Genomic DNA, 26,941 nt, shown 5'->3' on the forward strand with positions numbered 1-26,941 from the left:
AGGGACCTTGCCCGGCGCAACGTAACAGCGCATTTTAAAGAAATCAAGCGCTGGGCAACGCAGTTTTTTTGTAAGAATTCCCTTCGCGGCGCTCGCGCCTGTATTTCCTGGTACGCACAAACCCGCCCCATGCGGCGCGTGGGACTTATCAACAGAAACTGTGCGCAGGGCTGTGGACAAACCGTCCGGAAGCGCTACAACTCGTTGATGTCACGGGATTTTCACGTCGCGCCCGTTTCGCATCGGCGCAACTCGTCATATGATGGGTTCGATGCGTGCAAAAGACACCCGAACGCCACGGCGTATGCCAGATACGCGCCTTGACCCGCCAATGCCAACAAGTATGCGAGCCGATCATGAACAAGCCCAGTGAGCGTATCGTCGTCTTCGTCACGACCGCTCAGAAACGCGCGATCACCGTCACTGCCGAGAATCTGGGCATCAGCGTCAGCGAACTGATGAGGCGCGCGGTGCTGAGCTTTGGCGCCACCAGCGAACAGGTGAAGGCGGCGAGCATTGTCGACCGGTTGCGCGCGCCGCGCGCACCCGACGCGCTCAACGCGGCGTTACAACGGGTCGCGCGCGGCACCCGGCATGCCCGCGCGGCGTTGCCCGCCGCATTGCAGGCACGCGATGACAGCGAACTGGACGCTTCCGCGTCCCTGTCCACGAGTGCCGCGGAGGACGCCGCGGCAACGGCAGCGGCTTCAACTGGCGCTTCGACCAGCGCTTCAACTGCCGCAATCAGGTCCGCCGGCTCATCACGCGCTGCCTCCACCCCAAAAGTATTGCCGCCTACGCTAACAGCGGCGGAACCCGCGCCTCTGCTACCGGCCGGCATTGCCGCCGCCCTTGCCGCGGAGGCCGACGAGGAAGCCGCCGCGACAGCCGAGGCGGTCGCCCGCGTGGCCGCGGCGAAAGCAGCAACTGAAGGCTCCGCGCCGCCGCAGGTCGATACCGACTCGCCGTTGCGCAGCGTGCTGAAGCGCCCTCGCCTCGACACCGCGCGCGACGACGACGATCCATGCAGCGACCCGAGCACCGAAGGCGGCCGCTTCGCCTGACGCGAGGTCACCGCACGTTCGTCGCAATGCGAAACCGGTATGTCGCGATGCACCCGCGCACGTGCCGCCGCGGTCCTTATTCGATCGTCGAATTGGCTTTCGATATTGCAAGCTGAAGCGATGAAAAATGGCTGGGCGTTATCGATCGTTCAGCTTCGTTCACGGCGACATTTATGGCGCGTCCTGAAACCGGCAATTCCGAATACCGTGGCGTCGATTGACGGAAAAGCGCCCCTCCCGCGGTCATGCTACCGACACCTGCGATGTGCAAAGTAAAGGGCTCCGTCATCGCGCCCTTTAAGCCAAATTTAAGAAAGGCAATGGTGTAATATCCGCCAGCCGCTTGATGACGGTCACGCGTTTTAACACGACAACTGTCTGCCACTCGCAATTCAAATCGAACAATTTATCGTTTGGCTATTGCAATTGAAGAGTACGCCCCGAACTCCGGTCCGAACGTTGCGCAGCTTCCGGCGCGGCGGCGTAAAGTAGCAGTTGAAAGTAGTTGAGCGCGTGAGATATTCAGCGCCGACACCATTCTCTGGAGGTTTTTCATGTCGCTTTTTGACAGCATTTCGCGCACGCTCAAAGGTCTTCTGAACGACGCAGCCGACTCCGTGCAAGATCCGTCGCGCGACTCGCGGCAAATCGTGCGCGAACTCGACGACAGCATCGGCAAAGCCGAAAATTCGTTGATCGAGATTCAGGCGCAGGTGGCCACGCAACAGAGCAAGCGCGACGTTGCCGCAGACAAGGCGAAGAAATACGAAGACGGCGCGAAGCGCGCGCTGCAATCCGGCGATGAAACACTCGCTCGCGAAGCACTCGGCGCGCAAGCCACGGCTGAAGCCGAACGCGATGCGCTGACGAAAGAACTCACCACGCTGGAACCGTCGGTCGCGCAGTTGAAGAGCCAGATCGACGACATGCGCAGCCGTCGTAACGAACTGAACGCACGCTCGAACATCCTGCAGGCCAAGCAGCAGATTGCACAGGCCAAAGACACCGCGGCCACCGCGCTGGGTGGCATCGGCGGAAAGAATCTGTCCGAAGATTTTCAGAAGCTCGAAGACAAGGTTGCGTTGTCGAATGCACGTTCTGACGCACGCCTGAATTCCGCCGACCAGAAAAGCGGCAAGGCGCTCGACGACAAGCTCGCCGATCTGAATCGCGGCCCGTCCGTCGAAGACCGTCTCGAAGCGTTGAAGAAACAGATCAACACGCCGGCCCAGTAATTGCGTTTGCACTACGTACCGGCGTCGCCTGTGCGGCGACGGTACGCCGGCCGATGCGCTGCACGGCCACCGAAACGACTGAAGGAGACGGGTGCCATGCGCCCGGCCCGCATATGAAAAAACTTCTCGCCACCGCGTTCGCTTCAGCACTGTTTGTCTCGGCTGCCGCGTTCGCGTTGCCCACGGCGCAGCAGATCGAATCGGCAATGTCACAAGGCAACTGGCAACAGGCCGATGCCGGTTTGAGCGAAGTGCTGCAGGCCCATCCGAACAATGCGCACGCGCACTATCTGTATAGCCAGGTACTCGATCGCGAAGGCCGTTATGCGGACGCGCTGGCTCAGGTTCAACAGGCCAAAACGCTCGACCCGCAAATCCGCTTCACCGATCCCACCCGTTTCGCCCAAACCGAAGCACGCATCCGCCGCGACGCGGAACGCGCAGGTAATCTCAGTAGCAACAACGGCAACACCATCGGCCGCGCCGCGAATCCGTTCGCGCAGCAGAATGCGCCTGCTGTGCAGCAACAATCGGCGATGGCATCGCAAGCGCAACCACGGCATGGTCCGGGGGTCGGTATGTGGATCGGCATCATTATTCTGATTGGCTTGATCGCGCTGGTGCTACGCTGGACGCTGCGTCGTGCCCGCTCGCAGGAAGACACGCGTGCGGACGACGACCGTCGCGTGCAACTGAAGCGCGCAACGGACTTGCTGAACACCGTGCGTTCGCTGAAGCTCGACGTGAAGCTTTCCACCTTGGCGGGTCATGAGGCGCTGGAAAAAGAGGTCGAAGCAACGGAAGATCAATTGCGCGGCGTTGTCGAGGGCTTGTCGAACGGCAAGAATCCGTTGCCGCCGTACCAGCTCGATGAACTGGAACAACGCGTCGGCAGCTTGCGCGCGCGCGCGGACGGCAAGCCCGATCCGTATGCGGCGCCAGCCGGCACACAACAGTCGTCTTATGCGCAGGAAGCCGAGCGTTTCGGCAATCCTCCGCAAGCACCTTATCCGCAGCAAGGTCCGTATCAGCAACAGCCGCCGCAGGTCATCGTGCAGCAAGGCGGTGGCGGCTTTGGCGGCGGCATGGGTGGTCTGTTGACAGGCGTGCTGCTGGGTGAAGCGCTGAACTCCGGGCGCGAACGCGTGGTGGAACGCGATGTCATCGTCGACGATGAATCGCGCCGCCGCGGCAACGATGGCGGCAACGACGGTGGGGTCGACTTCGGTCAGGGTTCGAACGACTGGAACGACGGCGGTGGCGGAGTCGATATGGGTAGCAACGACGATTCGGGCGGGTGGTCGGACACCTGAGTAACGTTGCAACCCTCTAGCGTCGAATGAAAAACAGGCTCCTTTAATTCAGGGAGCCTGTTTTTTTATGCGCACTCATTGGCGTATTCATCGGCCGACTCATTGGCCCATTCATTCGCGCATTCATCCGGACGCAAACGCCCTGCCCCCGTCATGCTGCGCAAGCAGTATCGACCCCGCAAACAGCCTGACGATAAAGCGCTCCGCGTAAGCGATCAGCGCATCGCGCCGCGCGGTATCCGCGTCGATGTATTCGGCCGACAGGTGGAACAACTGCAACACGATCTGCGTGCAGACTTCGTCGACCGTGTCGCGTGCCAGCGTCGGCATTAATTCCAGTTGCACGACGTCGTCCGCCATTTCCGCCGACACCTCATGCAGATTCGCCCGCACTGCCTCACGCAGCGCCGGCGACGTGCCGTGATATTCGACCAGCGCACTCTGGAACGCCGCGCGGTTCTCCAGCGTAAACGCAAAAAACGCAACGCACGCGCGACGCGGCACGCTATGCGGCTCGTCGTGCGCGGCGAGCCAGCGTTCGCGCCGCAGCATGGGCCGCAAACGCCGGCTGACCGATTCGACCGCCTCGCGCGCGAGTTCGTCGAGCGCACTGAAATGACGATAGAACGTGTTGGGATTCAGCCCCGCCTCGCGCGCGAGTTCGCGCAGGCCGAGGCTTGCGAAACTGCGGCCGCCCGCTGTCAGCCGCAACGCGGCTTCGATCAGTTTGCGCTTGCCCGCCGGCAATTGATGGCTGGCGGCAGCGCGTCGATCAGCGGCAGACGCCGGGTCGGGTGCGGATTTCATGGGCTTTCAATCACCGTGCGGCAAACGCGTTTAATAGCAGCACTCTAAACGATCTTGACGCGAAGTGTACAGTTGTCTACCCTGCGCGTTATGCTGCAGTAGACACATGTACACACCGCAAATGCGTGAACCCGTGAATTTTGTCCCATGCCGGAGACCGTTGTGAGACCTGCCCCTTCCAATCCGGTTGCGCCACGCATTGCCATTGTCGGCAGCGGCTTTGCCGGCATCGGCATGGCGATCCGTCTGCAGCAGATGGGCATCACGTCGTTCACGATTTACGAGGCGGCGGCGGACATCGGCGGGACATGGCGTGACAACACGTATCCCGGCGCGGCCTGCGACGTCCCCTCGCATCTCTATTCCTTTTCGTTCGAGCCGAATCCGGCGTGGTCGAGAGCGTTTGGCGGTCAGGCAGAAATCTTCGCGTATCTGAAGCATTGCGCGCGCAAGTACGGCGTCGAGCGTTACGTGCGCTGCCATGCGCGCGTGGCGTCGACGCGTTTTGACGAAAGCCGCCAGGTGTGGCACGTCGAAGTCGATGTGAACGGCATCCGCGAAACGATTGAAGCCGATATCGTGATCGCCGCAAGCGGGCCGTTGTCACGTCCCGCGATGCCGAAGATCGCCGGGCTCGATCGCTTTGAAGGCAAGCTGTTTCACTCGGCGCGCTGGGACCACGCGTATCCGCTCGATGGCAAGCGTGTCGCGGTGATCGGCACCGGCGCGAGCGCGATTCAGTTCGTGCCGCACGTCCAGCGGCGGGCCGCGCACATCGATCTGTTCCAGCGCACCGCGCCGTGGATCATGCCGAAGCCGGACAAGCCGGTCGGTCCGCGCGCGCAGTGGCTGTTCCGCCATTTGCCGTTCACGCAGCGCTTCGTGCGCAACGCGATCTACTGGCAACTCGAATCGCGCGCGCTCGCGTTCGTGGTCAATCCCAAGCTGATGAAGCTGCCGATGAAATTCGGCCTGAGCTACCTGGAACGCCGCGTGAAAGACCCGGCGCTGCGCGCAAAGCTGACGCCGAACTACCGGCTAGGCTGCAAGCGCGTGCTGTTGTCGAGCGATTACTTCCCCGCCATCAGCCAGCCCAATGTCGACGTGGTGACGACCGGCATCCGCGAGATCGTCGCAAACGGCATCGTGACCGATGACGGCGTGCATCATGGCGCCGATGCGATCATCTGCGGCACGGGTTTTCAGGTCAACGATGTCGGCGCTCCGTTCGACGTAACCGGCCTCGAAGGCGCAGATCTCGGCGCGATGTGGTTGCGTGACGGACCGCAGGCGTACCTCGGCACCAGCATCGCGAACTTCCCGAACTTCTTCATGATCGTCGGCCCGAATACCGGTCTCGGTCACAACTCGATGATCTACATGATCGAGTCGCAGGTGCAATACATCGCCGATTGTCTGCGCGTGCTGCGCAAGCGCAATGCACGCACGATGAACTTGCGGCCCGACGTGCAGCAGAAATTCAACGCGCGTTTGCAACAGCACATGCAGCATTCTGTGTGGACCAGCGGATGCCACAGCTGGTATCAGACGCAAAGCGGCAAAGTGACAGCGCTGTGGCCGGGGTTCACGTTCAGCTTTCGCCATCGCACGCGGCGCGTGCGGCCGCACGATTACCGCTTCGGACGATAAAGCCTTCAATGCTGTGAGCGCTCCGGCGCGTGTCGGATTGGGAGACCGTCGCGCTCGCGCAAGACCGCGGCCGTTGCGCGGCGCAAGCGAAGCGGCAATGGACTGAAGGGATTAAAAAGGGAGACAAAAACATGACCCGCATCGACTCCAGCACGTCCTCATCCACCGCGCTGCCTTCGCGTTCGATCGCCGCGCGGCTTGGCATCACCAGCGTATCGCGCGAAGATCTACGTCGACGCTATACGCAAAGCGGCTCGAACTTCGTGAAGATCATGGGCGCCGACGTCCACTACGTCGACGAGGGCCAAGGCAAGCCGATCGTGATGATTCACGGCTTTGCATCGTCGCTGCATACGTGGAATCGCGTGGCCGATGAACTCAAGCGTACGCATCGTGTGATCCGCGTCGATCTGCCGCCGTTCGGCGTAACGGGACCGCTGCGCTCGAGCACCGGTGACATCGAAACGATGAATCTGCCGACTTACCGGCGCTTCATCGACACCTTCCTGCAAGCGCTCAATATTGCGCCTGCGACGTTCATCGGCAACTCGCTCGGCGGCCTGATCGCATGGGACTACGCGATACGTCATCGCGAGGCGGTCAACAAGCTGGTGCTGATCGACTCGGCCGGCTTTCCGATGAAGCTGCCGATCTACATCGGCCTGTTCAATAGCGCGCTGGTGCGGATGAGTTCGCCGTGGTGGCTGCCGGAAGCCATCATCAAAAGCGCAGTCCGCAATGTCTATGGCGATCCGCGCAAGATCGACGCGCTTACACTGCGGCGCTACGTCGAATTTTTCCATGCAGAAGGCACCCGCGCAGCGATCGGCAAGATGGTGCCCACGCTCGATTTCAACGAAGTCGACACCAACGTGCTGAGAACGCTGAACGTGCCGACGCTGGTGTTGTGGGGCGCGAAAGATCGCTGGATTCCGCCTGCGCACGCGGAAGAATTTGCGAGCCGCATACCGGGCGCGAAGTCGGTGATGTATGCGGGGCTCGGCCACGTTCCAATGGAAGAAGCGCCCGAGCGCGTGATGGCCGATCTGCGCACGTTTCTCGGCACGCCGGATGCGCATGCGGCTGCGCTGAATGCCGCCGACGCGGCGGACCAACCCACTCGCCGCGCGCCGGCTTGAAATCTAACCGCCGCCGAGCATGCGCAAAAGCCCCAGAAAGAGCTTCCAGAGCATGACCAGCAGTTCCCACAGGTAATACAGCTGGTCCCAGCCGGAGACGCGAGCAAACGCGCTTGCAAAGCAATCAATCATGGTCGCCGAGGGGAGGATGGAAGAGGCATTCAGAGCAGTCTGGAATCAACCGGCGACCCCTCGCGTGATGCACGATCTGCATCGCGCGAGGCATCGAAAAACTAGACCGCCAGCACTGCCCGCCTGCGCTCCGCCCGCTGCATGAAGAAGTTGGCTGCCACTACGCCAACCGTGACCACGGCGATAAACAGCGTGGCCAGCGCGTTCATCTCGGGATTCAAGCCGAGCCGCACGCGCGAGAACACCACCAGCGGCAATGTCGTCGAACCGGGGCCGGACAGGAACGCCGACAATACCAGATCGTCGATCGACAACGTGAAAGACAGCAGCCATCCTGACACAAGCGCCTGTGAAATCAGCGGCAATGTAATGAAGAAAAATACGCGCACGGGGGTTGCACCCAGATCGAGCGCAGCTTCTTCAAGCGACGGATTCAACTCCTTCACACGCGACTGCACGATGATCGCGACATACGACATGCACAGCATCACGTGACCGATCCAGATCGTGAAGATGCCACGTCCGGCGGGCCAGCCAAGCAGCTTGCCCAGTTCGATGAACAGCAGCAGCAGCGAGATGCCCTGAATCACTTCGGGAATCACGAGCGGCGCGTTGATCATGCCGGTGTACAGCGTGAGGCCGCGAAAGCGCCCCATGCGCGCGAGCACGAAACCCGCCCACGTGCCGATGAACACCGACGCGAACGCCGTCAACAAGCCGATGCGCAACGACAACCACGCGGCGGCGATCAACTCGTCGTCCTGTAGCAACGCGGCGTACCAGCGCGTCGAGAAACGCGTCCATACGGTGACCAGTTGCGACTCGTTGAACGAATACACGACGAGGCTCACGATCGGGATGTACAGGAACAGAAACCCGATACCGAGCGCCAGAAACTGCCAGAAACGATTCGGCTTCATCAGCGCCTTTCCTCCATCGCCTTCGCCTGCGCGCGCTGGAAAAACGCCATCGGCACCAGTAACAGCAACACCATTGCACACGTCACCGCGGAGGCCATCGGCCAGTCCGCATTGTCGAAGAACTCATTCCACATCACGCGGCCGATCATCAGCGTATCCGCGCCGCCGAGCAGTTCCGGAATCACGTACTCGCCCACCGCCGGGATGAACACCAGCAGGCAGCCGGCGATGATGCCGTTCTTCGACAGCGGAAAGGTGATCTGCCAGAACGCCTTCCACGGCTTCGCGCCGAGGTCGTACGCGGCTTCGAGCAAGGTCATGTCCATCTTCACCAGATGCGCGTACAGCGGCATCACAAGGAACGGCAGGTACGAATACACCATGCCGATATAGACCGCGATGGTCGTGTGATACAACTCGATCGGTGAATGAATTAGCCCGATCGACATCAGGAAATTGTTCAGCAAGCCGTTGTTCTTCAGAATCCCGATCCACGCATACACGCGCATCAGGAACGAGGTCCAGAACGGCAGCATCACGGCCATCATCAGCAGATTGCGGTTCTTCGGGTTCGAGCGCGCAATGTAATACGCCATCGGATAACCGATCAGCAGACACAGGAATGTCGAGATCGCCGCGATCACCACCGAACTCACATAGGTCGCGAAATACAGACTGTCGGTCAGCAGAAACGCGTAGTGCGACAGGTCGAGCGTGATGTGAAGCGCGCCGTCGGCAAAGGTGGTGAGTTGCGTGTACGGCGGAATACCGAGTTGCAGATCGGCGAAACTGATCTTCACGACCAGCAGGAACGGCACGAGGAAAAACAGCAGCAGCCAGATGAACGGCCCCGCCACCACGGCGGTGCGGCTCGTGAGATTGAAGCGCCGCACCGGCCACGTGGCCAACGAATGGAACAGGCGCGTCATGACGTCAGCACCACGCCGGCCGACGCGCTCCAGCGCACGTAGACCTCGTCGCCCCACGTGGGCGGATCGATCTCGGTCAGCGCGAGGCTCGTCACGTTCGCGATCACCGTTTTGCCGCCCTCCAGCTTCACGTGATACAGCGAATAGCCGCCCATGTACGCGATATTCGTGACGACGCCCTTGCCCCAGTTGTACGCGCCTTCAGGCGGCTTGCGCGTGAGCGCGATACGTTCGGGGCGCACCGAGATGGTCACCGGCATGCCGAGCGGGCCGGTAATGCCGTGGCTCACGTACAGGCGGCACGGCAGGTCGGGCGTTTCGATAAACACGTAGTCGGGTTCGTCTTCGACCGTGTGGCCTTCGAACAGATTGGTCGAGCCGATAAAGCCGGCTGAAAAGCGGCTGTTCGGATACTCATAGACCTCATGCGGCGTGCCGAGCTGAATGATCTCGCCCTCGCTCATCACGGCGAGGCGGTCCGCCATGGTCATCGCCTCTTCCTGATCGTGCGTGACCATCACGCAGGTCACGCCGACCTGATCGAGAATATTGACCAGCTCGATCTGCGTACGCTGGCGAATCTGCTTGTCGAGCGCGGACATCGGCTCGTCGAGCAGCAGCAGCTTGGGCCGCTTGACCAGTGAACGCGCGAGCGCCACGCGTTGCTGCTGACCACCGGAAAGCTGATGCGGCTTGCGCTTCGCGAAGCGGCCCATCTGCACGAGTTCGAGCGCGCTCTGCACGCGCTCGTTCAGTTCGGCTTTCGGCACGCCTTCCTGCTTCAGGCCGAACGCGACGTTCGACTCCACCGTCATGTGCGGAAACAGCGCGTACGACTGGAACATCATGTTGACCGGCCGTCGATACGGCGGCAGTTGCGCGAGGTCTTCGCCGTCGATCAGGATCCTGCCGGAGCTCACGGTTTCGAGACCGGCCATCATCCGCAGCAAGGTCGACTTGCCGCAGCCGGAACTGCCGAGCAGCGCGAACAGTTCGCCTTTCTTCACCGACAGGTTGACGCCCTTGACCGCGACCGTGTCGCCGAACTTCTTGACGACATCGACGATCTGGATGAACTGGTCCGCGGCGTCGCTGTTGGCCGCGTTCGCGCCGCCGCTCATCCCCGCATTCGGGCCCTGGGACGACGCGGGCGCTGCTGCCCCTGCGCCCGGCTGGTCACTACTCATCACAATGCTTTACTCCGGCGTTTGACGTACAAAGCCCCCGGTGGACACCGAGGGCTTCATGATGATACTTACCCGTTCAGTCTTACGGCACTCATCGGCCAGACTTGAACTCAGTCCACAGCCGCGTTTGCAGCCGCTGGATTTCCGGCGGCAACGGCTTCAGCAGGAACAGGGTCTTGATGGTTTCCGGTGACGGGTACACCGCCGGGTCGTTCGCCACGTCCTTGCTCACGTACTTGCGCGCCTCTGTGTTGGCGCTCGGGTAATAGACTTCGTTGGTGATCGCGGCGTGGACCTGCGGCGTTTCGATGTAGTTGATCCACTCGAGCGCGGCTTCCTTGTTCTTCGCATCTTTCGGAATCGCCATCACGTCGAACCAGACCGGCGCACCGCCCTTCGGCACGTAGTACTCGATCTTGTACGGCTTTTTCGCTTCAGCCGCGCGATGCTTGGCGATCACGACGTCGCCCGACCAGCCGTATGCGAAGCACACGTCGCCGCCGACCAGGTCGTTGATGTAGCCCGACGAGTTGAACTGCGTGATATACGGGCGGATCTTCTTCAGCATGTCGAGCGCGGCGTGGTAGTCGGCCGGGTTCGTGCTCATCGGGTCTTTGCCGATGTAGTGCAGTGCGGCGGCGAACATCTGGTCCGGTGCGTCGAGCACGGACACGCCGCAGGCTTTCAGCTTCGAAATGTTTTCCGGCTTGAACAGGATGTCCCAGTTATCGAGCGGCACGTTCTTGCCGAGAATCTGCTGGACTTTGGTGACGTTGTAGCCAAGACCGGTCGTGCCGTAGGCCCAGGGCACCACGTACTGGTTGCCCGGATCGGCGCCTGCCACCAGCGCCATCAGCGACGGATCGAGGTATTTCAGGTTCGGCAGCTTCGACTTGTCGAGCGGCGCGAAGATGCCGGCGGCAATCTGCTTGCCCGCGTAATTGCTGGTCGGCACGACGATGTCGTAGCCGGAGCTGCCAGTAAGGAGCTTGGCCTGCAGCGTGTCGTCACTGTCGTAGTTGTCGTACTTGACCTTGACGCCGGTCTGCTTGGTGAAATTCGGGATCGTGTCTTTGGCGATGTAATCGGACCAGTTATACACGTTGAGCTGCGTATCCTTCGCAGCGGCCGCCAACCAGGGCGCGGCGCACAAAACCAGCGCTGCCACATGACCCACTACCCGTCTTTTCATCCCGTTCTCCGATCCTGGCCGGCCCAAGCCGGTCGCCGTCATTCAGCCGCGGCATCGCGCCCGCGGCTCCCCTGAAAAACCCGAAAACTACCACCAATTATTGCGCGGACCAAAAAAAACGCCGAGGTGTCGCGCAAAGGGTACAGCGCACGCCGCACCATTGGAAAATGGGCGCAATTTTATCGGGTTATCGGCGCGTGTCTACCCGAAAAAAACGCCGGGCGGCCAGGCGCTGTTATCTCGTTGTCAAGTTCCGCTGGCCGTGCCGGCAGCAAGGGCATGAGCGGTAGCGCGTTTCACGGTGCACAATGAGTCTATGGGGACGAGGCGGGGCCGGCCCGGAACCGCGCGACGCGAATTCGCGAGGCGCTTTACCGGACTGCGTCGTGCCGCCTGTCTCGTCTATCCGCATGCGCCCGCCTCTGCACCTCTGCACCTCTGCACCTCTACACCTGTGCACCTTTGCGCCTTTGCCGCGCACCGGTGTCGACGCAGCGGACAGCGGGCACGTGGCTTGCCCCGGATGCAGTCTCAAACTCAGGCATCGATGAACACCAACCCATCCACGTGGCGATCGAATCGACGCCGGCGCGTACCCGGCGATGGCGCGGCACGCCCGGCGCACTGGTTTTCATTCGTCGGCGCGGGCGCGCTGATCGCCGTCGGCTACATCGATCCCGGCAACTGGGCCACCGCGCTCGGCGCGGGCGCCGGTTACGGCTACCGGCTGCTCGGCATCGTGTTGCTGTCAAGCCTGATGGGCGTGCTGATGCAATGGCTGTCGTCACGGCTGGGCGTCGTGACCGGACGCGATCTCGCACAAATCTGCCGCGAGCGCACCAGCCGCCGCGCCACCCTCTTTCTGTGGCTGACCAGCGAGGTCGCGATCATCGCGTGCGACGTCGCCGAGGTGGTCGGCAGCGCCGTCGCCTTGCAATTGCTGCTGGGCGTGTCGCTGACGGTCGGCGTGCTGATGTCGGCGGTCTGCACGTTCGCGCTGCTCGCGCTCCAGCAGAAAGGCGGCCGCAAGCTCGAAGCGGTGATCGCCGCGCTGATCGGCTTCGTCGGCCTGTGCTTCGTGGTCCAGCTAGCGCTCGCGAAACCCGACTGGCACGCCGCGCTGGCCGGCACCGTGCCGAGCGCCGAATTGCTGAGGAACGCGGGCATGGTGTGGCTGGCGGCGGGCATCGTCGGCGCGACGGTGATGCCGCATAACCTGTATCTGCATTCGGCGCTCGTCAAACACCATGCGCTCGATAGCAGCGACGCGCAGATCAAGGCCGCGCTGCACGTCGTCAATATCGATACGTTCGGCTCGCTGACGTTTGCGTTCGTCATCAACGCGGCGCTGCTGATCGTGGCCGCCGCCGTGTTCTATGCGAGCGGCCACCGCGACGTGACCGATCTCGCCGATGCTCATCGCCTGATTGCGCCGCTGGTCGGCTCGCGTTGGGCCAGCATCCTGTTTGCGGCCGCGTTGCTGGCCTGCGGGCTGAGCGCGACCGTTACGGGCACGCTGGCGGGTCAGGCGGTGATGGAGGGTTTTCTACGGCTGAAGCTGCCGCGCTGGAAACGCGCGCTGCTGACGCGCGCGCTCGCGATCGGGCCCGCGCTGCTGGCCGTCGCACTGTTTGGCCAGCACGGCTCGAATCAGTTGCTGGTAGCAAGCCAGGTGGTCTTGAGCCTGCAATTGCCGTTAGCCGTGGTGCCGCTGATCCGCTTCACGTCGGATGCCGGGCTCATGCGCGGATGGCGGGTGCGCGGCGTGCCGCTGGCGCTGGCGTGGCTGTCGGCGGCGTTTATCGTTGTGCTGAATGGCGCGCTGCTGTGGCAGTTGGCGACGGGTGGGTAGCGTTGCCGGCATGCGCGCGGTAAGGTGCGTCCCAACTTGCGCATCCGCCGGGTGCTTCGCGCTGCGTCCCGGCTGCCTCGCCGAACCGCGCACGCCGCATCGGCTAACATAGCGGAACTTTGCTTTCCCGCCCCAAGGTTTCCGATGGCTTCGAATCTCCACGATCTTCCCGACAGCCCGTGCATCGGCGTCTGCTCCACCCTGTTCGACGATGTGTGCAAGGGCTGCGGCCGCACCGCCGGCGAAGTGTCCAACTGGGTTTTCCTCAGCGACCAAGAAAAGCGCGCCATCTGGACGCGCATCGAGCACGAAGGCACGGCGATGCGCTTCAGGAACGACAAACTGTAGTTTTTCGCCACGCCCGCCACGCCCGCCACGCCCACTTCGCCCACTCCGCCCACTCCGCCCGCCGTGCCCTCCCTGCCGCCGTGCCCTTTGAAACGGGCACGCTGGCTCACACGGTCAGAACTTCATACCGACACCCAGTCCGACGATCAGCGGATCGATATTCAGGCGGCCAATCGGCGCGCCGCCGAGCGTCGCGTCGGTATGCATCCAGATTTTCTTGATATCCGCATTGACGAACAGCTTGCGCGTGACCTGCACGTCGACACCGGCCTGCAACGCGGGCCCGAAGCTGTGATTGTTGATGCCGATCGACTCGCCCCCTGCACTCAGACCATTGTTATAAAACAGTGTGTAATTGAGACCCGCGCCGACGTACGGACGGATGCGCCCCGCATGGTTGAAGTGGTATTGCAATAGCAGCGTCGGCGGCAGCACGTTCACGCCGCCGAGATTGCCGAGGCTCGAGGTGAGTTGATGCCGCGACGTGCCGAGAATCAGTTCGACGCCCAGGTCATCGCGGATCATGTAGGTGAAATCGAGTTCCGGCACGATCGCATTGTTGACGCCCACCTTGAGCGCCGACAGCGTGTTGCTGGTGCGCACGTCCGGCATGATGCTGATCGCGCGCAAACGCACCAGCACGTCGCCGGCGTGAATGCCGCTGATTGGATCGTCACCCGTTGATTGCGCGCGTGCCTGCTGCGTGATCAACGCTGCGCATAGCAGGCCCGATACAACGGCGGCGGTCCTGATCTTCTTGCTGAGCGAGTACTTCATAGGCTTCCCCGTGTCATTGATTGATGTCGTCAGGGAATTGTCGAAGTTCGCGTCAGCGTGCGGGTTGACCCGTATCAACCCAGCGAGAACGACCAGCGCGCTGCGACAGCGGGTCGCGTGTTGCCGGTCAGCAGCAGTTCGATCAGATCATGGACGCTGCGAATTGCCGAACCGAACGGCAACGCTTCACGTCCCCGGAAAAACAGACCGTTGGCGACGTCACCGCGCAACGCCGCCGCGAGCCGTGTGTCGATGCAGAAGTGACCGAATTTCTCGATGCCGTCGCGCCAGCCGCACCTACTCAGGCATTCGAGTGCGGTTGGACACGCGTGCCGGAGTGCGCCGAGCTTGTCGCGGATTTTCGTTTCGTGCCGCAAATAGCGCGTGAGCCACGGGGTTTTCACGGCGCGCGCGGGCAAACCCGTCACGCTGACGAATTCGACGATGTCGTCCGGGGTCGCTTCGGCCAGCACACGTTTGAAGTTCGGATGCGCGTCGCCTTCTTCGGTGACGGCGAACGGCGTGCCGAGTTGCACGCCGTTCGCGCCCGCGTCGAGCAGCGTACGCACGGCCTCGTGACTATTGATGCCACCCGCGACGATCAACGGCACATCCTGCCGGCTGAGGCCGAGCGACTTGAACGTCGTGTCGAGTTCTTCGAGCACGCGCTCGAATTCAAAGCGCCCATCGTGCATGTCCGCGAGGTTGCCGACGCCGAGATGTCCGCCCGCGTGCGCCGGGTGTTCGATCACCACAGCGTCAGGCAAGCGGCCTTTCTTCATCCAGCGCTTGAGCACGAGCGCGACGCCGCGACTGTCCGACAGAATCGGGATCAACGCGATGTCATGCCCGTGGGTCATCTCCGGCAAATCGAGCGGCAGGCCCGCGCCCATCACGATCGCGTCGGCAGCGTTTTCGCAGGCCACGCGCACGTAGTCGGCCTGCGCGTTGAGCGCCTTCATTACGTTGACGGCGATCATGCCGTGGCCTTCGCCGAGGGCTTTGGCTGCGTGGATTTCACGCTTCAGCGCGGTAAGGTTGGCGTGTTCTAACGTCGTCGTGTCGGGCGACTGGCGGCATAACTCGATCAGGTCACGATGATGATGTCGCAGATCGATACTGGCGATCGTGCCAAGCGCCCCTTCGCGAGCGACGCTGCCGGCCAGCCGGTGCGCGGAAATGCCGACGCCCATGCCGCCCTGTACGATCGGCAGCAACGAGCGGCCGCGGATGACCAGCGGCGGAAAACAATGAGAGTTGAGCATGACGGGCCCGATGGTGAAGGATCGAACCGCTGATGATCGGCTGTCGCGCGCGGCGTGCTTTGCTTCAGGTCAACCGGACGGCGAATGATCGCAGAACGAGTGGCGATGCGTTGACGCGGGTCATCTGGAGCGGGCTTTAATTGCCGCTGCGATCTCGTATGCGCTACGTCACGGCATGCGTTTTAGCGCACCGCATGCGCAATAAAAAAGCCCGCTTCGAAGAAGCGGGCTTGGCGATGCTACGTGAAGCAAAAGGCGTTTAGATTGACAACCCTTACTGCACGCCCTGGCTCGTCAGGAACTCTTCGTAGTTGCCACCGAAGTCGTTCAACGTGCCATCGGTTTTCACTTCGATGATCCGGTTCGCCAGGCCGCTGACAAACTCGCGGTCGTGCGACACGAAAATCAGCGTGCCTTCGAACTTGTCGAGCGCGATCTGCAGCGACTCGATCGATTCCATGTCCATGTGGTTGGTCGGCTCGTCCATCAGCAGCACGTTGTGGCGGCCCAGCATCAGCTTGCCCCAGATCATGCGGCCCTTCTCGCCACCGGAGAGCACCTTCACCGACTTGCGGATGTCGTCGGCATTGAACAGCAGGCGGCCCAGCGTGCCACGCACCATCTGCTCGTCGTCGCCTTCCTGACGGTAGCCGTCGATCCAGTCCATCAGCGTGATGTCTTGCGGAAACTCTTCGTACGTGTCTTGCGGCATGTAGCCGATGTTCGCGTTTTCCGCCCACTTCACGTTGCCGTGATCGAGTTCCAGCTTGCCCAGCAGCGAACGCAGCAGCGTGGTCTTGCCCGCGCCGTTCTCGCCGATGATCGCGATACGCTCGCCCGGCTGCACGCTGACACTGAAGTCGTTGAAGATGGTCCGTTCGTACTTCTTCGAAATCTTCTCGGCCACCACCGCGATGTTGTGCAGCTTCTTTTCAAACTCGAAGCGGATGAACGGGTTCTGACGCGACGACGGCTTGAATTCCTCGATCTTGATCTTGTCGATCATCTTCAGACGACTGGTTGCCTGACGTGCCTTCGACTTGTTCGCCGAGAAGCGGCGCACGAAGTCCTGCAGGTCGGCCACGCGTTCCTTGGCCTTCGCGTTGGCGTTCTGCTGACGCTCGCGCGCCTGCGTGCTGGCCAGCATGTAATCGTCGTAGTTGCCCGGATAGACCTTCAGCGTGCCGAAGTCCATGTCGGCCATGTGCGTGCAGACCTGGTTCAGGAAGTGTCGATCGTGCGAGATGATGATCATCGTCGAGTTGTACTGGTTGAGCACGTCTTCCAGCCAGCGGATCGAGTTGATGTCCAGGTTGTTGGTCGGCTCGTCGAGCAGCAGCACGTCCGGCTTCGAGAACAGCGCCTGCGCGAGCAGCACGCGCAGTTTCCAGCCCGGCGCAACATTGCTCATCGGACCGTTGTGGTCTTCGATTGCGATGCCGATGCCCAGCAGCAGTTCGCCCGCGCGCGCTTCTGCCGTGTAGCCGTCGTACTCGGCGAACTTCGCTTCGAGTTCGGCCGCGTGCATGTAGTCGTCGTCGGTCGCGTCGGGGTTCGCGTAGATCGCGTCGCGCTCGGTCATCGCGGCCCACATTTCAGCGTGGCCCATCATCACGACGTCGAGCACGCGCACGTCTTCGTACGCGAACTGGTCCTGGCGCAATTTACCGAGGCGAATGTTCGGTTCGAGCATCACGTTGCCCGAACTCGGCTCCAGATCGGAACCCAGAATCTTCATGAAGGTGGATTTACCGCAGCCATTCGCACCGATCAGGCCATAGCGGTTGCCTCCCCCGAATTTGACCGAGATGTTCTCGAAGAGGGGCTTGGGCCCGAATTGCATGGTGATATTGGCGGTAGACAGCACGGCGCGTCCCTTTGAATGTGATATCGGCGAAAAACCCAATATTTTAGCAGGTTATCGCGAAATCAACCCACGCGCACGTCGGGCGCCTGTCACGCATCAGTGATGTAACCGGCATCAGACACCGGATAAAACCGCGCGTGCCTGTCTGGACACCGCCGGGCACGCGACGTGCGACATCACTCGCTCACCCAATGACCGTGCGCCACAGGTCCGGTTGCCTATACTTTTTGAACACCAACGAAGATCAAAGGAGGAAGTTCATGTCGGAACACGTGTACAAACAGATCGAACTGACCGGCTCGTCGAAAAAATCGATCGACGACGCCGTCAGCACCGCGATTGCCAAAGCGTCGAAGACGTTACGCAACCTGCACTGGTTCGAAGTCATCGAAACGCGGGGTCAGATCGAGGATGACAAGGTGGCGTACTGGCAGGTGACGATCAAGGTCGGTTTGCGCATCGAGTGACGCGCAGCCGGAGGCATTCCTGTCGCCACAGCTAGCCAGAGCCAACGCCCAAGCGAAAAAAAGCTGCGTCCGTGCGGGACGCAGCTTTTTCGATGCCGCGATTGCCGGATCAAGCCCGGCTCGAGCCCTTACTTCGGCAACGCACCGTCCACGCCTTCCACATACCAGTTGATACGTTGCAGATCGGCGTCGCCGAGCGTCTTGCCAGCGGGCACCTTGACCGCACCCGACTGATCCTTGATCGGGCCAGTGAACACGTCCCACTTGCCGCTCGCCAGTTCGTCGCGCTTCGCGGCGACCTGCTTGAGCCCGTCAGCCGGGATCGCCGAGGTGTTCACGTCGTCGAGCGACACCGCTTTTTGCGGAATGCCCCACCACACCGGATCGTTCTTCCACTTACCGTCGAGCACCTGCTGGATCGCTGCGTTGTAGTAGACGCCCCAATTCCCGACCACCGAGCCCAGGTGCGCGTCAGGACCGAACTTTTTCATGTCCGAATCCCAGCCGAACGCGTGTACGTGTTTCTCCGATGCGGTCGCCAGTGTCGCGCTCGAATCGGTGTTCTGCAGCAGCACGTCTGCGCCCTGGCCGATCAGCGTTTCAGCCGCCTGCTTTTCCTTGCCCGGATCGAACCAGCTGTTGATCCAGATGACCTTCGTATGCACGTTCGGATTCACCGAGCGCGCGCCGAGTGTGTACGCGTTGATGTTGCGGATCACTTCCGGAATCGGCACCGACGCGACGAAACCGAGCGTGTTCGTCTTCGTCACCTTGCCCGCTGCGACGCCGGCCAGGTACGCGCCCTGATACATACGCACGTCGTAGGTACCGAAGTTCGGCGCCTTTTTATAGCCGGTGGCGTGCAGGAACACGGTGTCCGGGAAATCCTTCGCGACCTTCAGCATGAAATCCTGATAGCCGAAGCTCGTGCCGATGATGATCTTGTTGCCCTTGTTCGCGAGATCGCGGAACACGCGTTCCGAGTCGGCCGATTCCGGCACGTTCTCGACCCGCGTGATCTTGATCTTGTTGCCGAACTTCGCTTCGGCCTGCTTCGAGCCCGCGTCGTGCGCAAAGGTCCAGCCAGCATCGCCCGGATTGCCGAGGTAGACGAATGCAACGCCGGGTGCGTCGGCAGCTTGCGCGCTTTGCGCGAACGGTGCGGCAAGCGCGAGCGAGGCCGCGCCCCACGCAAAGGCGGTCAGCAGATTTCTTCTCTTCATGTTCTCTCCTGTCGTGTTCAATAGTGTGCGGTTGTGTTTATCAGGTGATGCAAAACATTTGGACGGGCTGCCCCATCAACCCGCCGAGAAAAACGGCTTGCCCAGTGAAGCGGGCGCATTCAGACGGATCGTGTTCGGATTGCGCGAGATCACGACCAGCACGACGACCGTCGCGATATACGGCAGCATCGCGAGGAATTGCGTCGGGACCGGCACGCCGATTGCCTGTGCGTAGAACTGCAGACCGGTTACCGCGCCGAACAGCAGCGCGCCGATCAGCAGACGCCCAGGGCGCCACGTCGCGAATACGACCAGCGCGAGCGCGATCCAGCCACGGCCCGACGTCAGGTTTTCCTGCCACAGGTGCAGATTGACGATCGAGTAGTAGCCACCCGCGAGTCCTGCCATGCCGCCGCCGAAAGCCACCGCGCCGTAGCGCACGCCGACCACCGGAAAGCCGACCGAATGCGCCACTTGCGGCGATTCGCCGACCGAGCGCAGCACGAGGCCCGCACGGGTGCGGTACAGGAACCAGCCGATCACCGCGAACATCAGGAACGCGAGGTAATCGAGCGGCGTGAGGCTGAAAAACGCAGGACCGAGCACGGGAATCTTCGAGAGCCCGGGAATGGTCCACGTGTCGATGGTCGCGCGCACCGCTGCCGACGTGTACGGCTTGCCGACATAGGCGGACAGCCCAATGCCGAAGATCGTCAGCGACAAACCGGTGGCGACCTGGTTGGCGAGCATGGTCAGCGTGAGGAACGCGAACAGCAGCGACATCGCGAGACCGGCGCCAATCGCGGCGAGCACGCCGAGCCAAGGGTTGCCGGTAATTGCCGTGACCGCGTAACCGCTCACGGCGCCCATCAGCATCATTCCTTCGACGCCGAGGTTCAGAACACCGGATTTTTCGGTGACGAGTTCGCCTGCACCCGCGAACATCAGCGGAATCGCGGCGGTGACGGCGCTCGAAGTGAGCGCGCTAGCTTGTTGGATATCCATGAGATCGGCTGAAAAAAAGCGGTGAACGGATCAGTGAGCGGGAGCGGCCAGCGAACGGCGGCGCACACGGTAGTTCACGAACAGGTCGGCACCCAGCAGGCAGAACAGCAGCAGCCCCTGGAACACACCGGAAAGCGCCTGCGGCAATTGCATCGAGGTCTGCACGGCTTCGCCGCCGAGATACAACAGCGCCATCAGCAGACTCGCGAGCACGATGCCGACGGGATGCAGCCGGCCGACGAACACGACGATGATCGCGGTGAAGCCATAACCCGGCGACCAGGTCGCCTGCAACTGGCCGATCGGACCGGCGATCTCGCCCATGCCGGCGAGGCCTGCGAGGCCGCCGCTGATCAGCAGCGAGGTCCAGATGGTTTTCTTGTCGGAGAAACCCGCGTAGCGCGCGGCGAGCGGCGCAAGACCGCCGACGTTCATCTTGTAGCCCGCGAAGCTCTTGCGCATGAAAATCCACACCAGCGGAATCGCGACCAGCGTGACGAACACCGACGCGTTCAGCCGCGTGCCGCGCAGCCATTTCCAGTGCCAGTCGCCATACAGCGTTGGGTAAAGCGCGTCGCCGCTGAACATCTCCGACAGCGGGAAATTCATCCCCTGCGGATCGCGCCACGGGCCGCTGACCAGATAGATCAGCAACTGCGTGGCCACGTACGTGAGCATCAGGCTGACGAGAATCTCGTTGGTGTTGAAGCGGCTTTTCAGCAGCGCGGGAATCGCCGCCCACACCATGCCGCCGACCACCCCGGCGATCATCATGGTGACCAGAATCCACCAGCCGGTAGCCTGATCGAAATAGATCGCGACACCGCTCGCGGCAATCCCGCCGAGCAGCATCTGCCCTTCAGCGCCGATATTCCAGACGTTCGCGCGATAGCCGACTGCCAGACCGAGGCCGATCAGGCACAACGGCGACGCCTTCAGCAGCAGTTCGGACCAGCCGTTCACGCTGGATAGCGGTTCGATAAAGAAAGCGTGCATCGCCTCCAGCGGATCGCGGCCCACCAGGCTGAAAATCAGGAAGCCGATCACCAGCGTGAGCAGCGCGGCGATCAGCGGCACGGCGAGTTGCATCGTCCGCGAGGGCGTCGTGCGTGCTTCGAGTCGGTAAGGAAAGGTCATGGGTAGCGTGTGATTGAGCGCGTTGTTGTTGTCGAAGTGGTCGAAGTTGTCGGGCCGCACCGGTTGGCCCGGCAAGCCGGCGTTGCGTTACGCATGCGCCGGCTGCTCCGCCGACGGCGCCGCGCCTTCGCGTCCGCCGAACAGGCCCGCCATCCAGCGGCCGATCTCCTCGGCATTGGTCGCGCCCGTGGCACGCACCGGCGACAGTCGGCCACCGGCCAGCACCGCGATGCGGTCGCAGATATCGAACAACTCCTCCAGTTCTTCCGAGATCACCAGGATCGCTACACCGCGCGCGGACAGATCGAGCAACTGCTGGCGAATGAATGCCGCCGCGCCGACGTCGACACCCCACGTGGGTTGCGCGACCACCAGCACCTTGGGCGCCTGCAGGATCTCGCGTCCCATGATGTATTTCTGCAGATTGCCGCCCGACAGACTTTGCGCGAGTGCTTCCGAACCGCCGCAGCGCACGTCGAACGCTTCGATGCAGCGCTTCGCGAATGCGCGCATCGCGCCCGCCTTGATCCAGCCCGACTTCACCATCTGCTGACGATGCGCGGTCAGCAATGCGTTTTCCGACAGCGACATCGCCGGCACCGCACCGCGTCCAAGCCGCTCTTCGGGCACGAAGCCGAAGCCGAGCGAGCGACGGCCACCCGCGCCCATGCGCGCTGCCGCTTTACCGCAAATCGTCACCGCGTCGGCGCGCCCGCCACGTTTCTCGCCCGACAGCGCCGACAGCAATTCCGCCTGCCCGTTGCCCGACACACCGGCGATGCCAAAGATCTCGCCGGCATGCACGCCGAACGACACGTTGTTCAGCGACGTGCCGAACGGGTCGTCGCTTTGCACCGACAACTCCTTCACGTCGAGCAGCACCGCGCCGGGGTTGTGCTCGCGCCGTGTGTAATCGGGCAGCGAGTGGCCGACCATCAATTGCGCGAGCGACGCATGCGTTTCGCCCTTCGGCTTCACATGACCGGTCACGCGGCCGCCGCGCATCACCGTCGCGGTGTCGCACAGTTCCTGGATTTCGTCGAGCTTGTGGCTGATGTAGAGAATGCTGCAGCCTTCGGCCGCGAGCCGGCGCAGCGTCGCGAACAGCTTGCGCACCGCTTGGGGCGTCAGCACCGAAGTCGGTTCGTCCATGATCAGCAGACGCGGGTTCTGCAGCAGGCAGCGCACGATCTCGACGCGTTGCCGCTCACCCACCGTCAGGCTATGCACGTGACGCTGCGGGTCGATGTCGAGGCCGTAGTCGGCCGACACTTCGCGGATCCGTTTGGACAGCGTCTTCAGATCGAACGGTTCGTCGAGTGCGAGCGCAATGTTTTCGCCGACCGTGAGCGTCTCGAACAGCGAAAAATGCTGGAACACCATGCCGACGCCGAGCTTGCGCGCCGCCGCCGGACTCGCGATCTCGACCGGCTGGCCTTCCCAGCGAATCTCGCCGGCATCGGGCCGCACCGCGCCGTAAATGATCTTCATCAGCGTGCTTTTACCGGCGCCATTTTCGCCGAGCACCGCATGGATTTCACCCGGCTGCACGATCAACGTGACGTCGTCGTTGGCGCGCACGGCCGGATATTGTTTGGTGATGCCCGAGAGCACCAGCCTGGGCGTCGCCTGTTCCGGCCTGTTTGCCGGCTGCGCGGCGGCGCCGTTGCTATAAGAAGAGTCGCTCATGTGATTCCGTAGTACGTCAGAGACTGCCGGTTACAGCGTGTCCGTCCACCTTGCCGGCAGACGATCCGTCACCACAACCGGGTGACAATACCTAATTCGACCCAGTCAGTCGAGCCGCCAAAATTCCCGCAAACCCGCGTCGTAGCAAGCTCTGCGGGTATGCCTCTCTTGACGCGGTTTTTCGTTCATATTAAAAAGCATATACCCCAACGCCCGTTCGATCAGCCAGAACATATATTTCGGAGAAGTCATGAGTCAGCAACGCGAGGCGATCGATACGTACCTTCTACGCGTCTTGCATACCTTGTTGATGGAGCGCAGCGTCACGCGCGCAGCCGTCAAACTGAATCAGTCACAACCTGCCATCAGCGCGGCGCTGCGCCGCCTGCGCGACATCACCGGCGACCCGCTGCTAGTGCGCGGCAAATCCGGCATGGTGCCGACCGAGTACGGCCTGCGCCTGCTCGAACCGGTGCAGAACGCGCTGCGCGAAATCGAACGCATCAAGTTCCAGCAGCACAACTTCGATCCGGCGACATCGATCCGTTGCTACCGGATCGGTTGTCCCGACTACCTGAACGTGCTGTTCGTGCCGACCGTGGTCGAACGGTTTCGCCAGGCCGCGCCGAACGCGACGCTCGAATTTCACTCGCTCGGACCCGCCTTCGACTACGAACTCGCGCTCGAGGACGGCAAGCTCGACACCGTGGTCGGCAACTGGCCGGAGCCGCCGGAGCAACTGCATCTGTCGAACCTGTTTGTCGACCAGATCGTCTGCCTGATGAGCAACACGCATCCGTTCGCCAAACGCGGCGGGCTCACGCTCGACCAGTACCTGAATGCGCCGCATCTTGCGCCTACTCCCTATTCGGTGGGCCAGCGCGGCGCGATCGACGTGCACCTCGCGCGCGAGCGCCTGAAGCGTCATGTGGTCGTCACGTTGCCGTACTTCAATCTGGCGCCGTACGTGCTGATCAAGTCCGATCTGATCTTCACGACCACGCGCCTCTTTGCCGACTACTACGCGAAGTTTTTGCCGCTCACCGTGGTGCCCGCGCCGCTCGATTTCCCGCCGATGCAGTACTACCAGTTGTGGCACGAGCGCGTGCATTACTCCGACGAAGTGCGCTGGTTGCGCAGTCTGGTTGCCGAGGCGACCAGGACGTTGATCGACAAGCCTTAAAGCCTTCCTGCTGCGAGTTGGCCGCCGCCTTTGTGGCCCGGTGGCGGCGGCCAACTCGTTGATTGGCCTGCGGCGCTTTCTTTGCGCCTAGGCAATTCCCAGGCAACGCCTATGTCAGCGTCTGCGCCTACTTTCCGCAAGCTGCTTCCGCAGTTCGCGCCGCTGTCTGCCTCCGTTACGCTGCCGCTTCGTAAAGCGTCTTCGCCAGCCGGTTGTGCTGCTCAATGACCGGTCCCAGCTCCAGCGTCGCCAACTGTCCGTCCTTCACCACCACCTTGCCGCCGATCACGCTATAGCTCACCTGCGACGGCGCGCAAAACACCAGCGCCGCAACCGGGTCATGCAAGGCCCCGGCAAACAGCGGCTGACGCAGATCGAATGACACGAAGTCCGCCGCCATGCCCGGTGCCAAAGCGCCGATATCGTCGCGGTTGAGCACCTTCGCGCCGCCTAGCGTCGCGATTTCCAATGCCTCTCGCGCGGTCATCGCGTCGGGCCCGAAACCGACCCGCTGCAGCAGCAACGCCTGCCGCACTTCCGCGACCATCTGCGCGCCATCGTTCGACGCCGATCCGTCCACGCCCAGGCCAACCGGCACGCCGGCCAGCCGCATCCGCCTGACCGGCGCAATACCCGACGCAAGCCGCATATTCGAACAGGGGCAATGCGCAACACCAGTACCCGTACGAGCGAACAATTCGATACCCGCATCGTCGAGTTGCACACAATGCGCATGCCAGACATCGTGACCGACCCAACCGAGATCTTCCGCATACTCCGCGGGCGTCATGCCGAACTTCTCGCGGCTGTACGCAATATCGTTGACGTTCTCCGCCAGGTGCGTATGCAGCGACACACCATACTGCCGCGCCATCACCGCCGACTCGCGCATCAGATCGCGGCTCACGGAGAATGGCGAGCACGGCGCGACGACGACACGCAGCATCGCGTAACGGCCTTCGTCGTGGTACGTCTCGATCAGACGCTGGGTGTCCTTCAAAATCTCCGGCTCGCGTTCGACCACTGAATCCGGCGGCAAACCGCCGTCCTTCTGCCCGACGCTCATACTGCCGCGCGCCGCGTGAAAACGCATGCCGATCCGCTGCGCGGCGGCGATGCTGTCGTCGAGTCGGCTGCCGTTCGGATAGATATACAGATGATCGCTCGACGTCGTGCAGCCGGACAGCAGCAGCTCGGCCATCGCCGTCAGCGTCGAGACTTCGATCATCTCCGGCGTGAGGTTTGCCCACACCTTGTAGAGACTGGTGAGCCAGCCGAACAACTCGGCGTTCTGCGCGGCGGGTATCGCACGCGTCAGGCTCTGGTACATATGGTGATGCGTATTCACGAGACCCGGGATCACCAGGTGGCCGCGCATGTCCAGCACTTCGTCGGCCGTTTGCGGCAAGTCCGCCGTGGGTCCGACCGCGACGATCCGGTTGTCCTCGATATACAGGCCGCCGTCGCGCAATTCGCGCCGGGCGCCGTCCATCGTGACCAGCACGTCCGCGTGCTTGACCAGCATCGTTTTCTTAGGCTTATTAGCCGTCTGCTCCATCGTCATTCGTTTTCTCCGCTTCAATGCTTCCGTGCAAAGTCGTTCGAACGCGATGTGGCGCACGCTCACCGTGCCGCCGCGTCCCGTCGAACGCCGTTGGCCCGGTTACCCAGCGTATTCCGCCGTCTTCGGGGTGTGCGCCGCGCCCGAACGCTTCGGGCTCCTGTTTGCTGCGGCACACAGCCATAACCTTCGACGGCCAAAAAAACGCTGACAACTCACGCCACTGAGATACCCACCTTCACGCTGCCGATATAGTGGGCCTTTTTTGGCGCCGGTACGATCCGCCGGTAGATTCAATGCAACGTAAAAGTCGCACGAATCGGTATGCTGAGGCTTTCAACAGGCTGTCTGTCATGCGCCGGGGCTTATCTTTCCTATCTCGCGCGCGCTGAACGGAACATCCTTTCTACAATGGCTGCCACGGCGCTCGCTTCAATTCGCCGACGGGTATGTAGCCACTGACGTGGAGCCTCGATCCGCCGCAAACGTATCTGGATCGGGCCGCCGCCGAAACCTCGCAAACACACAAGGAAAATTGCGAATGGGAAAGCTCACAACCCATGTGCTCGACACCGCGAACGGCCGTCCCGGCGCGGGCATCAAGGTCGAACTCTTCGCGCTCGCGGGTGACACCCGCCGCGCGCTCAAAACCACCACCACCAATGACGATGGCCGCTGCGACCAGCCGTTGCTCGAAGGCGACGCGCTAGTCGCCGGCGAATACGAACTCGTGTTCGGCGCGGGCGACTATTTCGCGTCGATCGGCACGAAGGTGCCGGAGCCGCGGTTCGTCGATCGTGTCGTGCTGCGCTTTGGCGTCGCCGATGCCGGTGCGCACTATCACGTGCCGCTGCTGGTGTCGCCGTGGTCATACAGCACGTATCGCGGCAGCTAGGAGGCTGACGTGGACGCTCGCTCGATTGCATTGCGCAGAGGGTCGCCCGACACGGTGACCTTTCCGCGAAACGCAATCGACCGCGTGCGGCTCGATCCGGCGGC

24 protein-coding genes are annotated in these 26,941 nt (G+C 62.2%); 10 read left to right on the top strand and 14 right to left on the bottom strand.

Going from position 1 to position 26,941, the window contains the following annotated elements:
• Window positions 1–356: 356 nt before the first annotated feature.
• From LMG28727_RS14085 to LMG28727_RS14095, 3 genes are all read left to right on the top strand, one after another.
• Window positions 357–1,064, top strand: a complete 708-nt coding sequence (locus LMG28727_RS14085; protein WP_201642960.1) for a hypothetical protein — start codon at window positions 357–359, stop codon at window positions 1,062–1,064.
• A 554-nt stretch (window positions 1,065–1,618) separates the two neighbouring features.
• Window positions 1,619–2,299, top strand: coding sequence for a PspA/IM30 family protein (locus tag LMG28727_RS14090; protein ID WP_201642961.1), 681 nt, complete (start codon window positions 1,619–1,621; stop codon window positions 2,297–2,299).
• A 113-nt stretch (window positions 2,300–2,412) separates the two neighbouring features.
• Window positions 2,413–3,612, top strand: coding sequence for a tetratricopeptide repeat protein (locus LMG28727_RS14095; RefSeq protein WP_201642962.1), 1,200 nt, complete (start codon window positions 2,413–2,415; stop codon window positions 3,610–3,612).
• Between the two features lie 123 nt (window positions 3,613–3,735).
• Here LMG28727_RS14095 and LMG28727_RS14100 read toward each other — a convergent pair whose 3' ends face one another.
• Window positions 3,736–4,419: a TetR family transcriptional regulator gene (locus tag LMG28727_RS14100; protein ID WP_201642963.1), complete on the bottom strand. Its 684-nt coding sequence runs from the start codon at window positions 4,417–4,419 to the stop codon at window positions 3,736–3,738.
• Window positions 4,420–4,566: 147 nt separating this feature from the next.
• On the opposite strand from LMG28727_RS14100, the gene LMG28727_RS14105 reads away from it, so the two are divergent.
• Together LMG28727_RS14105 and LMG28727_RS14110 are read left to right on the top strand one after the other, a co-directional pair.
• A complete protein-coding gene (locus LMG28727_RS14105) occupies window positions 4,567–6,069 on the top strand; it encodes a flavin-containing monooxygenase (RefSeq protein ID WP_201642964.1) in 1,503 nt (500 codons plus the stop codon).
• Between the two features lie 131 nt (window positions 6,070–6,200).
• Window positions 6,201–7,208: an alpha/beta fold hydrolase gene (locus LMG28727_RS14110; RefSeq protein ID WP_201642965.1), complete on the top strand. Its 1,008-nt coding sequence runs from the start codon at window positions 6,201–6,203 to the stop codon at window positions 7,206–7,208.
• A gap of 3 nt (window positions 7,209–7,211) precedes the next feature.
• On the opposite strand, the gene LMG28727_RS34545 is transcribed toward LMG28727_RS14110, so the two are convergent.
• The 5 genes from LMG28727_RS34545 to LMG28727_RS14130 form a co-directional block, all read right to left on the bottom strand.
• The gene (locus LMG28727_RS34545; protein ID WP_268960481.1) at window positions 7,212–7,340 is read right to left on the bottom strand and encodes a hypothetical protein; all 129 of its coding nucleotides are present in this window, start codon (window positions 7,338–7,340) and stop codon (window positions 7,212–7,214) included.
• Window positions 7,341–7,441: 101 nt separating this feature from the next.
• Window positions 7,442–8,260 (bottom strand): ABC transporter permease subunit, encoded by an 819-nt coding sequence (locus LMG28727_RS14115; RefSeq protein WP_201642966.1) that lies wholly within the window; start codon window positions 8,258–8,260, stop codon window positions 7,442–7,444.
• Window positions 8,260–9,189: an ABC transporter permease subunit gene (locus tag LMG28727_RS14120; protein ID WP_201642967.1), complete on the bottom strand. Its 930-nt coding sequence runs from the start codon at window positions 9,187–9,189 to the stop codon at window positions 8,260–8,262. The genes LMG28727_RS14115 and LMG28727_RS14120 overlap by 1 nt, the downstream gene beginning before the upstream one ends.
• Window positions 9,186–10,376 (bottom strand): ABC transporter ATP-binding protein, encoded by a 1,191-nt coding sequence (locus LMG28727_RS14125; RefSeq protein WP_201642968.1) that lies wholly within the window; start codon window positions 10,374–10,376, stop codon window positions 9,186–9,188. Before LMG28727_RS14125 ends, LMG28727_RS14120 begins: the two co-directional genes overlap by 4 nt.
• Window positions 10,377–10,467: 91 nt before the next feature.
• Window positions 10,468–11,568 (bottom strand): polyamine ABC transporter substrate-binding protein, encoded by a 1,101-nt coding sequence (locus LMG28727_RS14130; protein ID WP_201642969.1) that lies wholly within the window; start codon window positions 11,566–11,568, stop codon window positions 10,468–10,470.
• 547 nt (window positions 11,569–12,115) lie between these two features.
• Here LMG28727_RS14130 and LMG28727_RS14135 point away from each other — a divergent pair.
• Both LMG28727_RS14135 and LMG28727_RS14140 read left to right on the top strand, forming a co-directional pair.
• Window positions 12,116–13,420 (top strand): Nramp family divalent metal transporter, encoded by a 1,305-nt coding sequence (locus LMG28727_RS14135; protein ID WP_201642970.1) that lies wholly within the window; start codon window positions 12,116–12,118, stop codon window positions 13,418–13,420.
• Between the two features lie 144 nt (window positions 13,421–13,564).
• Window positions 13,565–13,768, top strand: coding sequence for a DUF1289 domain-containing protein (locus tag LMG28727_RS14140; RefSeq protein WP_201642971.1), 204 nt, complete (start codon window positions 13,565–13,567; stop codon window positions 13,766–13,768).
• Window positions 13,769–13,882: 114 nt separating this feature from the next.
• Here the strand turns inward: LMG28727_RS14140 and LMG28727_RS14145 are convergent, their stop codons facing one another.
• From LMG28727_RS14145 to LMG28727_RS14155, 3 genes are all read right to left on the bottom strand, one after another.
• Window positions 13,883–14,545 (bottom strand): OmpW/AlkL family protein, encoded by a 663-nt coding sequence (locus LMG28727_RS14145; protein ID WP_201642972.1) that lies wholly within the window; start codon window positions 14,543–14,545, stop codon window positions 13,883–13,885.
• A 74-nt stretch (window positions 14,546–14,619) separates the two neighbouring features.
• Window positions 14,620–15,810 (bottom strand): NAD(P)H-dependent flavin oxidoreductase, encoded by a 1,191-nt coding sequence (locus LMG28727_RS14150; RefSeq protein ID WP_201642973.1) that lies wholly within the window; start codon window positions 15,808–15,810, stop codon window positions 14,620–14,622.
• A 274-nt stretch (window positions 15,811–16,084) separates the two neighbouring features.
• Window positions 16,085–17,677, bottom strand: coding sequence for an ABC-F family ATPase (locus LMG28727_RS14155; RefSeq protein WP_201642974.1), 1,593 nt, complete (start codon window positions 17,675–17,677; stop codon window positions 16,085–16,087).
• A 260-nt stretch (window positions 17,678–17,937) separates the two neighbouring features.
• Between LMG28727_RS14155 and LMG28727_RS14160 the strand changes: the two genes are divergently transcribed.
• Window positions 17,938–18,144, top strand: coding sequence for a dodecin (locus tag LMG28727_RS14160; protein WP_201642975.1), 207 nt, complete (start codon window positions 17,938–17,940; stop codon window positions 18,142–18,144).
• Window positions 18,145–18,272: 128 nt separating this feature from the next.
• Here the strand turns inward: LMG28727_RS14160 and LMG28727_RS14165 are convergent, their stop codons facing one another.
• From LMG28727_RS14165 to LMG28727_RS14180, 4 genes are all read right to left on the bottom strand, one after another.
• Window positions 18,273–19,367 carry a BMP family ABC transporter substrate-binding protein gene (locus LMG28727_RS14165; RefSeq protein ID WP_201642976.1) on the bottom strand — a complete coding sequence of 365 codons (1,095 nt, stop codon included), beginning with the start codon at window positions 19,365–19,367 and terminating at the stop codon, window positions 18,273–18,275.
• Window positions 19,368–19,442: 75 nt separating this feature from the next.
• Complete coding sequence (locus LMG28727_RS14170) at window positions 19,443–20,372, bottom strand: ABC transporter permease (protein WP_201642977.1); 930 nt, start codon at window positions 20,370–20,372, stop codon at window positions 19,443–19,445.
• A 30-nt stretch (window positions 20,373–20,402) separates the two neighbouring features.
• On the bottom strand, window positions 20,403–21,509 hold the full coding sequence (locus LMG28727_RS14175; RefSeq protein ID WP_201643305.1) for an ABC transporter permease: 1,107 nt from the start codon (window positions 21,507–21,509) through the stop codon (window positions 20,403–20,405).
• A gap of 87 nt (window positions 21,510–21,596) precedes the next feature.
• Window positions 21,597–23,198 (bottom strand): ABC transporter ATP-binding protein, encoded by a 1,602-nt coding sequence (locus LMG28727_RS14180; RefSeq protein WP_201642978.1) that lies wholly within the window; start codon window positions 23,196–23,198, stop codon window positions 21,597–21,599.
• Window positions 23,199–23,448: 250 nt separating this feature from the next.
• On the opposite strand from LMG28727_RS14180, the gene LMG28727_RS14185 reads away from it, so the two are divergent.
• Complete coding sequence (locus LMG28727_RS14185; protein WP_035545966.1) at window positions 23,449–24,381, top strand: LysR substrate-binding domain-containing protein; 933 nt, start codon at window positions 23,449–23,451, stop codon at window positions 24,379–24,381.
• Between the two features lie 175 nt (window positions 24,382–24,556).
• Here LMG28727_RS14185 and LMG28727_RS14190 read toward each other — a convergent pair whose 3' ends face one another.
• On the bottom strand, window positions 24,557–25,945 hold the full coding sequence (locus tag LMG28727_RS14190; protein WP_201642979.1) for an 8-oxoguanine deaminase: 1,389 nt from the start codon (window positions 25,943–25,945) through the stop codon (window positions 24,557–24,559).
• A 538-nt stretch (window positions 25,946–26,483) separates the two neighbouring features.
• Between LMG28727_RS14190 and uraH the strand changes: the two genes are divergently transcribed.
• Window positions 26,484–26,837 (top strand): hydroxyisourate hydrolase, encoded by a 354-nt coding sequence (uraH, locus tag LMG28727_RS14195; RefSeq protein WP_201642980.1) that lies wholly within the window; start codon window positions 26,484–26,486, stop codon window positions 26,835–26,837.
• The last annotated feature ends 104 nt before the right edge of the window (window positions 26,838–26,941 follow it).

This window comes from Paraburkholderia metrosideri, from assembly GCF_904848625.1.
Taxonomy (GTDB): Bacteria; Pseudomonadota; Gammaproteobacteria; order Burkholderiales; family Burkholderiaceae; genus Paraburkholderia; species Paraburkholderia metrosideri.